At 42.3% G+C, this 10,040-nt stretch carries 6 protein-coding genes; 4 read left to right on the top strand and 2 right to left on the bottom strand.

Annotated elements, in window-relative coordinates; genetic code table 11:
- Positions 1 to 78: 78 nt before the first annotated feature.
- The gene (locus B3S92_RS01940; RefSeq protein ID WP_296202194.1) at positions 79 to 1,674 is read right to left on the bottom strand and encodes a peptide chain release factor 3; all 1,596 of its coding nucleotides are present in this window, start codon (positions 1,672 to 1,674) and stop codon (positions 79 to 81) included.
- A 339-nt stretch (positions 1,675 to 2,013) separates the two neighbouring features.
- Between B3S92_RS01940 and B3S92_RS01935 the strand changes: the two genes are divergently transcribed.
- The 4 genes from B3S92_RS01935 (at position 2,014) to B3S92_RS01920 (ending at position 8,593) form a co-directional block, all read left to right on the top strand.
- The gene (locus tag B3S92_RS01935) at positions 2,014 to 2,424 is read left to right on the top strand and encodes an organic hydroperoxide resistance protein (protein ID WP_296202193.1); all 411 of its coding nucleotides are present in this window, start codon (positions 2,014 to 2,016) and stop codon (positions 2,422 to 2,424) included.
- Positions 2,425 to 2,887: 463 nt separating this feature from the next.
- Complete coding sequence (gene polA / locus B3S92_RS01930; protein ID WP_296202195.1) at positions 2,888 to 5,797, top strand: DNA polymerase I; 2,910 nt, start codon at positions 2,888 to 2,890, stop codon at positions 5,795 to 5,797.
- A 298-nt stretch (positions 5,798 to 6,095) separates the two neighbouring features.
- Positions 6,096 to 7,250 (top strand): catalase family protein, encoded by a 1,155-nt coding sequence (locus B3S92_RS01925; RefSeq protein WP_296202192.1) that lies wholly within the window; start codon positions 6,096 to 6,098, stop codon positions 7,248 to 7,250.
- Between the two features lie 179 nt (positions 7,251 to 7,429).
- Positions 7,430 to 8,593, top strand: a complete 1,164-nt coding sequence (locus B3S92_RS01920) for a hypothetical protein (protein ID WP_296202190.1) — start codon at positions 7,430 to 7,432, stop codon at positions 8,591 to 8,593.
- On the opposite strand, the gene B3S92_RS01915 is transcribed toward B3S92_RS01920, so the two are convergent.
- Entirely contained in the window at positions 8,576 to 9,817 is a 1,242-nt protein-coding gene (locus tag B3S92_RS01915; protein ID WP_296202189.1) for an alkane 1-monooxygenase, read from the bottom strand. The genes B3S92_RS01920 and B3S92_RS01915 overlap by 18 nt on opposite strands.
- Positions 9,818 to 10,040 lie beyond the last annotated feature (223 nt).

Raw genomic sequence — 10,040 nt, 5'->3', positions numbered from 1 at the left:
CTCACTCAGAGCGCCTTTTTATAGGATATAAATTTTAATGTTGAGCTAACACTTTGTTGGGCAAGCCAACTTAGTCTATTAATGCTCACGGGTATTGCTAAAGGTCACCTCTGGGTAACGGTCTTGCATCAGTTGCAAGTTGACGCGGCTTGGGGCTAAGTAAGTTAGATAGCCGCCACCATCAATAGATAGCTGATCATGGGCCTTTTTCTTGAACTTGGCCAATACCGCTTCATCATCGCAATGAATCCAGCGCACTGTGGCAATAGAGACTGGCTCGAAGATACACTGAACTTTGTATTCTTCTTTTAATCTGTGCGCCACCACCTCAAACTGAAGCACCCCTACTGCCCCTAAGATTAAGTCATTATTAATCTGTGGCATAAATACCTGAGTCGCGCCCTCTTCACTTAGCTGCTGTAAGCCTTTTTGTAGGGCTTTTGATTTTAGAGGGTCTTTTAATACTACTCGGCGGAATAATTCGGGAGCGAAGTGAGGAATACCAGTAAAGTTCAACTCCTCCCCTTCAGTAAAACTGTCACCAATACTAATGGTGCCATGGTTATGTAGACCAATAATATCCCCTGGATAGGCTTCTTCTAACGCTTCACGATCTCCGGCTAAGAAAGTCAAAGCATCTGAGATACGCACATCTTTACCTAAGCTGACATGCTTCATCTTCATGCCTTTCTCATACTTACCAGAACATACTCTCAAGAAGGCAATGCGGTCACGGTGACGGGGATCCATGTTGGCTTGAATCTTGAATACGAAGCCACTAAAGCTGGTCTCGTTGGCTTCAACTTGGCGCTCTTTAGCAGGATGGCTCTTAGGTGCTGGTGAATGCTCAATAAGGGTATCTAGCACCATGTTAACGCCAAAGTTACCCAGTGCGGTACCAAACAATACCGGCGTCATCTCACCTTTTAAAAACAGCTCAATATCAAAGTCTTCAAGCGCCATCTGCACCAGTTCAAGAGACTCTTCAAACGCAGCAAATGCTAGGGTTCCTAGGCGTTCACGGATATCTGGATAGTCATAGCCTTCACGGGTTTCAATCTCAGTGATTTCACCGCCATGGCCTTTTTGATATAAATAAGTTTTATCTTCGGTCAGATGATAAACCCCAACGAAGTCTTGACCCATACCAATAGGCCAAGTGATGGGCACACATTTAATTTTTAAAACGGTTTCGATTTCATCTAGCAGTTCTAAAGGATCTCGAATTTGACGGTCCAATTTGTTAACGAACGAGATGATGGGCGTATCGCGCATACGACACACTTCCATCAATTTAATGGTTCGTTCCTCGACCCCTTTTGCCCCATCTACCATCATTAAAGCGCTGTCTACCGCCGTTAAAGTACGATAGGTATCTTCTGAGAAGTCGGCGTGACCTGGGGTATCTAATAAGTTAACCACATGATCTTTATAAGGAAACTGCATGACCGAGGTGGTGATCGAAATGCCACGCTCCTGCTCCATACTCATCCAATCTGAGGTGGCATGGCGGTCAGTTTTACGACCCTTCACTTCACCGGCCACCTGAATGGCTTGACCCCAAAGCAGCAGCTTCTCAGTCATTGTGGTTTTACCGGCGTCGGGGTGAGAAATAATGGCGAAGGTGCGGCGCTTGGCAACTTCTTTGTTCAGAGTTTTTTGATCTACGCTCATAATGTGCTTTTCAACTTAAATGTAGAGGGTGTTTCAGAGAAAATATTCAATTTAGAAATAGGGTAACAAACAAAATAAGAAATAATTGGGAAAATTAATGTGCGTATTGTAACGGATTTCTAGTGTGGGTGCAGAAGATGTTGGCTTAATAAAGAATGTGTAATATCGACTTACACAGTACGGGTAAAGCTTTACCAGCCCTAAACGAAAAACGGCCTGTGTTTTGTTATGCTAGAACTAGGTGTTGTGCAAACTCCTATTTAAAACTAGCTAATTAAAACCAGTTAATAAACTGAAGTTTCTATAAGTAGTGACAATAAATTATAAAAAAGGATTAATATGAAGACTTTATATACAACTCAAGCCACAGTAAGCGGTGGTCGTAATGGCTCAGCCACACTAAATGACAGTGACTTACAAATTGATATGAAGGCCCCTGGCTCTGGCAAGGGTAATAACCCCGAACAGCTTTTTGCTATGGGTTATGCCGCTTGTTTTGATAGTGCTTTGGGTGCGGTAAAGCAAATGCAAAAGATTAAATTTGATTCAACCACTGAAGCAGAAGTTACCCTATTACAAGGTGAGGGGCATGACTACAAGCTAGCGGTTAAATTACACGTTATTGCTTCCAACACTGAAGCCAGTGCTGACGACATTCAAAAGGCTGTGGAAGCGGCCCATGAAGTTTGCCCTTACTCTAAAGCCACTCGTGGCAATATCGAAGTTGCCGTTAGCTCTGAACTAAAATAGCCAGAATTAACTTTCAAACTTAGCCTTTAAGCTCAAGCTTATCTTATAATCAAACTAAGTAAGCCGACTGAATTTAATAGTTTTGTTTGATAGCTTTAAAAACCCAAACTGCCTTTGCGCAGTTTGGGTTTTTTATTAACTGAACTTTGTGTGACCCCAATAAATCCCTACAACTTGCTCCCTACTACCAATCAACAAGCAATGACCCTAACGACAGTCAAAATTTTAGTTATAATGAGCCTAATCCATCTTAAAAAAACCAACTAACAGGTCCCTACAACCTGCCTGAACAAAAAAAACTTATTATTAGAAATTCTTTTTTTATAACCTAACTTCTTATTTTTACAACTTTGATTACAAGTGACATCCTATGACCGATAAAACTGCTAAAGATACTGCCCATCTAACTGAAGCTGCCGATACCACAACCGATACCTCTCATGCAGCATTAGACCCCAATGTGATGCCTGACTTTGCGCACATGCCTAATGTTGCCTCGATGAATACCAGTCATGTTGATAAGGAGAAGCCTCCTTTTATCTTAGTGGATGGCTCTTACTATCTATTTAGAACTTATCATGCGCTTCCCAAGACCATGATGAATACCCAAGGGCTGACTACCAACGCCATTCGTGGGACGTTGAATGCCTTATTAAAAGTCATGCGTCGTTATAACCCGACTCATATGGCCGTGTGCTTTGATACCAAGTCACCCACTTTTCGTCATACTATGTCAGAGGAATATAAAGCCAATCGTCCAAAAATGGATCCTGAATTGGCGGAACAAATCCCTTATATTCACCGTTTAGTCCGTGCTCTAGGCATCCCTTTATTACGCATCGAAGGGGCTGAGGCTGATGACATTATCGGTACCCTAACCTATCGCGCCGTTGAAGAGGGGCATCATGTGGTCATCTCCAGCGGTGATAAGGACATGATGCAGCTGATTAATGACAGTGTAATTCTTGAAGACAGCTTCTCAGGCAAAGTAGTAGATGAGCAAGGGGTCGAAGAGAAATATGGCATCAAACCCACCCAAATGATTGATTTACTGACCTTAATGGGGGACGCCTCTGACGGCATTAAAGGGGTGCCAAGTGTTGGTCAAAAAACCGCTGTTAAATGGCTTAATCAATACGATAATGTAGACAACATCTTGGCCAATGCCAGTGAAATCAAAGGTAAGGTCGGTGAGAAGTTGATCGAATATGCTGACAACATTCCCCGCGACAGACAACTGGCCACCATCGTTACCAATTTAGAGATTGGTCAAGACTGGGATGACTTACGTATTGATACTGACCCAACCGCTTATATCGAAGAGCTACGTGATCTATATACTGAGCTTGAGTTCAAAAATGAATTGGCCTCTTTGGCTCATCCCAATCATCCTGCCAACATGGCTACAAACAGTGTGGCTGATAGTAAAGCAGAAGCGGAATCACAAGCACAGGTGGCTAAGACTCTGCAAAACCAAAAACAGGCGGCCATCATCGACATTATTAAAGACAGTAAAGATCACGACCAAGCTTGGCATACTATTTTGGATGAGCCCGCTTTTGATAGCTTGCTACAAAAACTGTCAGCGGCCAGTCATTTTGCGGTAGATACTGAGACCACGAGCATCGATTGGCGAGAAGCAAATATCGTAGGTCTGTCTTTCTCACTACAAGCTCATGAAGCCTATTACATTCCTCTCAATCATAGCTTAGAAGATGATGAATTAACTTCAAAACAGCTAGACCAAGACAAAGTTTTGACACAATTAAAGCCCATTTTAGAAAACCCAGAAATCGGTAAAATCGGCCAAAACATTAAGTATGATGCTCACGTGTTACGTCGCTACGGTATTGATCTTAATGTCACCCCAAGCAATTGGAAGATGGACACCATGCTTGCCAGCTATGTGCTGAATGCTGCCGCTACTCGTCATGGCATGGACGATCTTGCTCGCCATTATCTGCATACTCAAACCATTACTTATGAAGATGTGGCTGGCAAAGGGGCCAAACAGGTCACCTTCGATAAAGTGGCTGTAGATATTGCCAGTGACTATGCTTGTGAAGATGCCGATATTACCTATCAACTTTTTGAAGTCTTCCAAGAGAAGTTAAGAGACGATACGGTTAATCAGCGCCTGTTACATGAGCTTGAAATTCCTGTATCACAGATATTATGTGACATGGAAGCAACCGGTATCCTGATTAAAAGAGCCTTCTTAAATGAGCTGTCAAAGCGCTTCGATGAAGAGATTGGCGAGCTTGAAAAACAGGCTTATTATGAGGCTGGCGAGGAATTCAATCTGGGCTCACCCAAACAGTTGGGCGAAGTTTTATTTGATAAGCTTGGCGTTGTGGGCGGTAAAAAGACTAAGTCCGGTCAATACTCCACCGGCGAAGCAGTGCTATCAAAAATTGCCCACCCATTAGCTGAGATTGCCCTTGAATATCGCGGCTTATCAAAGTTAAAGAGCACCTATACCGATGCGCTAGATGCTGTGGCAGATAAAGACACTGATCGGGTGCATACCAGCTATCATCAAGCCTTAACTAGTACCGGCCGCTTATCCTCAACAGACCCAAACTTACAAAATATCCCTATTCGCACTAAGACTGGCCGTCTTATCCGTCAAGCCTTTATCGCGCCTGAGGGCCGTGTCTTGTTGGCTGCGGACTATTCACAAATTGAGCTACGCCTGATGGCGCACTTCTCTGGTGATGCTAACTTAACCAAAGCGTTTAATGAGGGTCTAGACATTCACAGTGCCACAGCGGCGGAAGTATTGGGTAAATCCGTAGAGGACGTTACTCCCACTGAGCGTCGTAACGCCAAAGCCATTAACTTTGGTCTGCTCTATGGCATGAGTGCCTTCGGATTGGCGAAACAGCTTGAAATGACTCGTGGTGAAGCACAAGACTATATTGATCAGTACTTTAAGCGTTATCCTGGAGTCAGGAAATATATGCATGACACCCGTAGTAATGCCGTTGATAACGGTTATATCGAAACTATTTTAGGGCGTAAGCTGTATACACCGGATATCAATCATAGTAATCAAATGGTGCGCCGTGGTGCTGAACGAGCTGCCATTAACGCACCCCTTCAAGGTAGTGCTGCTGATTTAATTAAACTGGCGATGATAGCGGTGGATAAAGTCTTGCCTGCAGACAATGCCAAGATGTTATTGCAAGTACACGATGAGTTGGTGTTTGAAGTAGATGCCGATAAAGTCGATGAGATAAGCGATTTAATTAAAAACGCCATGCAAAATGTCCTAAGCGATACAGCTAAAGAAATGGGCTGGGAGGTTGATTTCGCGGTACCGTTACTGGTTGAAACTGGCGTTGGCGATAACTGGGATGAGGCTCATTAAACTTTTAGTATTTAATTAATAACTGTTTATTTTTATATGTATGGCGGGATTGGCTCTAAGGGTCATTCCCGCCTTTTTTTGTCTCATTTGCAACCTACTTGATTGAGGCCAATGAGTTATGGAAACAAAGCCAGCTGTAGCTTTCATTAACTTTTATTGGCTTTTATCATCTACCCTTCTCTATTGTTACGCATTAATTCTACTGTTACGTATTAACTATACTAAAAATCACTACGGGCTTAAAAAGTTGTCTATGATAAAAAGGTCACCCAAATTACTATAATTCAAGGCAACCAATATGTTAAAAAAACTATTTAAATCAAAGCCCAAATACGTCAATTTCGATGAAAAATACACCACTTTAAGTGCTGAAGAAGAGTCTATTGTAGATATGATTACTGATGATATCCGCCAATTTGTGAAACAAAATAACAAAGGTAAAAGCTACGATCATCATACTCGTGCCGTTCACGCCAAAGGCTATTGCGCCTTAAAGGCGAAGTTTGAAGTATTAGACAACCTGCCAGCAGAATATGCACAAGGCGTATATGCTACACCGGGCATCCATGATGCAGTAATTCGATTTTCTAATGCAGCTGCCACCATTGCTCCAGATAGACGTCTGGGCATGGGTATTGGTTTGTCATTCAAAGTCTTTGATGTACCGGGTCCCAAACTAACCCCTGATGAGCCAGACGCGCCTACTATGGACTTTGCTTTGGTCAATGCGCCGGTATTTTTTACCAATAAATTGGAAGACTATGCTTATTTATCTAAACTCAATTTTGGTCTTAACAGTTACCTAGATGGTAGCAAGTTAAATAAGGCCAAATTTGTGTTTAACTGGTTAACCAAATACGGTAAAGAGCTGCCAGATTTTGAGGGGCTAAAAACATTAAATGCTTTTCGCAAGCTGGCGACCATCAGCCCCAAAAATCCTTGGCTATATGATTACTTCTCTCAAGGGGTGGTTCGTCACGGTGATTACATGGGCAAAATAAGAGTGACACCTACCAAGGAATCTATTAAAAAAATCAATGACCCTGACCTGCACTTATTCAGTGAAGACGAAACGGTTAGAAAGGCGTTATTAAAGGAAATCAGCGAGCATGATTATCAATTCGAGGTTCAGATTCAATTGTGCCGTAATCTCAAAAAACAGCCTATTGAAGAATTAACCACAGAGTGGAAAGAATCTGAGGCCCCTTTTGTGACCGTAGCAAAATTAACCATTCCCTGTCAGGACGTTCCCGAAGATGGTAACTTTGAAGCCATGGAACATTTGTCATTTACTACCTTTAGAGCGCTAGAGGAAAACCGTCCGATTGGTCGGATTCAGCAGTCTCGCCTGCGAGCTTATCAAACCTCATCTGAAGTGCGTCACGAGCAAAACCAAGTAAAACGTAAAGAGCCGACCAGTTTAAGACAAGTATTTGATAAAACTTACTTTTAAATTTATTGCCAGTAAGTGATTTTTTATATTTGAGAGATTTCATAACGGTTTAAAATAGAATAAATATCTGATTAGTATCCAATTATTTGGCTAGGTTGTATTCTCTTTTTAATAAATATGGCGTAAGCTTCTTATCGATTATTTAAGCCTATTTAATAACTGTTGTGAATCTCTTCTCTATGAACAAGCCCACTAAAATTAGTTGCTCTTTACTTCCCCTACTTACCTGTCTGTGTCTTAGCTCAGCCGCCATCGCTGAGGATAGTAGTCAAAACAAGGCTTCTACTAACAACGATAGCATTGAAACCGACAGCGTCCAAACCAATGATATTGAAACGCAAAATGTTTCTATGGAAACAGAAGGATCTTCATCTATCGAAGCATCTATTGAAGCTGACGACACTGAAGATGAGCCGGGTATGCTAACTACCATCAACCAGGAAGCTGCTGAATGGGCAGATGGACAACGCGAAGAAGTTAAAGGCAAGTTGGGTGACTGGGCGCACATTATGGATGATTGGTTTGGTGAGCCTGATCCAAACAAACCTGCTTCTGCTAGCCTGAGAGTTGTCTTAGACACCCGCTGGGCAGATGATCCGATTGAAGGTAGCCAAGTCTCAGTCAAACCAAGAATTAGAGGCCGTTTAAAGCTGCCAGTATTAGAAAAGCGTCTTAGCTTAATTATTGGTGATGAAGATTTAGATGAAGAAAGGATCTTAACCCAAGGCTCGAAAGGCAGTAATTCAAATAATAATCAGGGCTATCAAGAAAAAACTTATGATCGAAAACAGACCCGCGATGACAACGCCTCTATCGCTCTACGCTGGTCAAAAATAGAAGAAGCCCTTGGCTTCGATGCTGACATTGGTATCCGCTCTGGTGATGATGTTTATCTTAAGCTTAGTGCCGATAGAGACTTATATGAGCAAGATAAGTGGAAAGTATCCACTCATAACTACTACCGCTATGGCAGTGACAGTGAACACGCTTTAAAAGGCGAGCTAAACTTTCAGTATGCCTTAGACCACAACAGCTTCGTTAATAACAATATTAATGTTCGCTATCGTCATGAAGGCGATAAAGAAGAAACGGACTGGAGTAATGAATTGCGCCAAATCCATTTCTTTGAAAAAGAAAAACAGCTGTCTTACGGTGTCTCTGCCTTCGGTTACTTTGAAAACAGCGAGCCTTCCTTAAACAGTTATGGGCCTACCATCACTTATCGTCAACCGTTTTGGCGCGACTGGCTATACTTACAGACCGAACTTAACTACTTTAATGATAAGGATGAAGACAAAGACCACTTTCTTTCTGGATTGCTACGTTTAGAAGCGCTGTTTTAGCCAATCCAAGCCTTGACGCACAGTAGTGGTTGCTTGCTGCATACGCGGACTGAGCGGCTTGTCATGCAAGTTAATCTTACTCATGTCACCGTTATAGTGAGCGACTACCCGCTTATTCATAATAGCAAACCACAGCGGTGGAATGTATGCCGGCACAATCATGCTGGCATAGCCACTGGGTAACTGCGGCGACTCATCAAAGTGGCGTAAGGCTTGATACACTCGGCTAGGGTGCGCATGATGATCGGAATGACGCTGTAACTGATATAAAAATAAATTAGTCACAACGTTATTGCTATTCCAACTGTGCGCAGCCTCTGTACGCACAAAATTACCTTTGCTATCCTTTTGACGTAGTAGCCCATAATGCTCAAGATAATTGACCGACTCTAATAAACTAAAGCCGTATGCTGCTTGAATCACAATAAAAGGAATCACCTTTTTGCCATATAGCTTCAAAAGCGTGGCGTAAAGTACAGCAGTGATGGCCCAACCCTGCAATAGTTCATTATCTTTATGCCAAAAAGACTTATTTTTTCGCTGCAAGCGGCGTTTCTCAATATTAATTGCAGAGCGTAATCCGCCAATAACGGTGCGTGGTAAAAACTGCCAAAAGCTTTCATTATACCTACTGCTGGCAGGATCTTGTGGTGTGGCCACCCAGCGATGATGGCCAAAGTTATGCTCAATAGCAAAATGCCCATACGCAGAAGGTGCTAGGCTAATGCGCGCTAGTGTCCGATTTAGCTTGTCTGATTTATGCCCAAGTTCATGAGCAGTATTGATGGCGATACCACTACCAATACCTGAAGTGATGGCCACACCGAGCTTGTTATACCAAGGCAGCTTGCGATGGGTAAACTGATGGGCAGCAATAAACAGCGCAGTATAATTCAGCGGAATAAAGGCATGCGCAATCTTTTGATAGTAGCGGTCTTTTTCAAGAACTTGATAGGCTTGCTCTGATAAATTGCTTTTATCTAGACCTATCAAGTAATCAGCCAAAGGGATGAAGCCATAGGTAAAAATGCTACCACTCCAGGCAAGGGCGGTATTTTTGGCATCAAAGCCCTGTTGATCTTTGACGGCTAAATACATTGCCCAACCAATGACCGGAGCCATGGGACTCAGTAGCCATAACTTACGCTTTGGATCTTGCCATTCAGGTCTCTTTTGGCTTTTTTTGATAAGATTTTTCTGCAGGGTATTTAAATTGTGAGTCATTGCACTTTCCTTATGTTATAAGTTACTCCTGCCTTGAAGACATAGATAACCGTATCTCTTCCTGAAATACTGAACTTAACAACTAGATTAGAATATTTAATCAGTAAGCGCAAATTTTATCGATTTTTATGTTAGTCTTTGTTGACTGCTAATAGCTCGTAAAACCCAATCGCTCATTAAAAAACAATTGCTCCTAAAAAAACAATTGTCTCGTCCTGAAATA

Source organism: Psychrobacter sp. UBA3962 (genome assembly GCF_002385225.1).
Taxonomy (GTDB): Bacteria; Pseudomonadota; Gammaproteobacteria; order Pseudomonadales; family Moraxellaceae; genus Psychrobacter.
This window is presented reverse-complemented; position numbering and strand designations above follow the sequence as displayed.

Excerpts from the sequence above, each read along its gene's own strand:
- polA (WP_296202195.1), top strand. The coding sequence starts at position 2,888 with ATGCCTGACTTTGCGCACATGCCTAATGTTGCCTCGATGAATACCAGT.
- B3S92_RS01915 (WP_296202189.1), bottom strand. The coding sequence starts at position 9,817 with ATGACTCACAATTTAAATACCCTGCAGAAAAATCTTATCAAAAAAAGC.
- B3S92_RS01940 (WP_296202194.1), bottom strand. The coding sequence starts at position 1,674 with ATGAGCGTAGATCAAAAAACTCTGAACAAAGAAGTTGCCAAGCGCCGC.
- B3S92_RS01935 (WP_296202193.1), top strand. The coding sequence starts at position 2,014 with ATGAAGACTTTATATACAACTCAAGCCACAGTAAGCGGTGGTCGTAAT.
- B3S92_RS01920 (WP_296202190.1), top strand. The coding sequence starts at position 7,430 with ATGAACAAGCCCACTAAAATTAGTTGCTCTTTACTTCCCCTACTTACC.
- B3S92_RS01925 (WP_296202192.1), top strand. The coding sequence starts at position 6,096 with ATGTTAAAAAAACTATTTAAATCAAAGCCCAAATACGTCAATTTCGAT.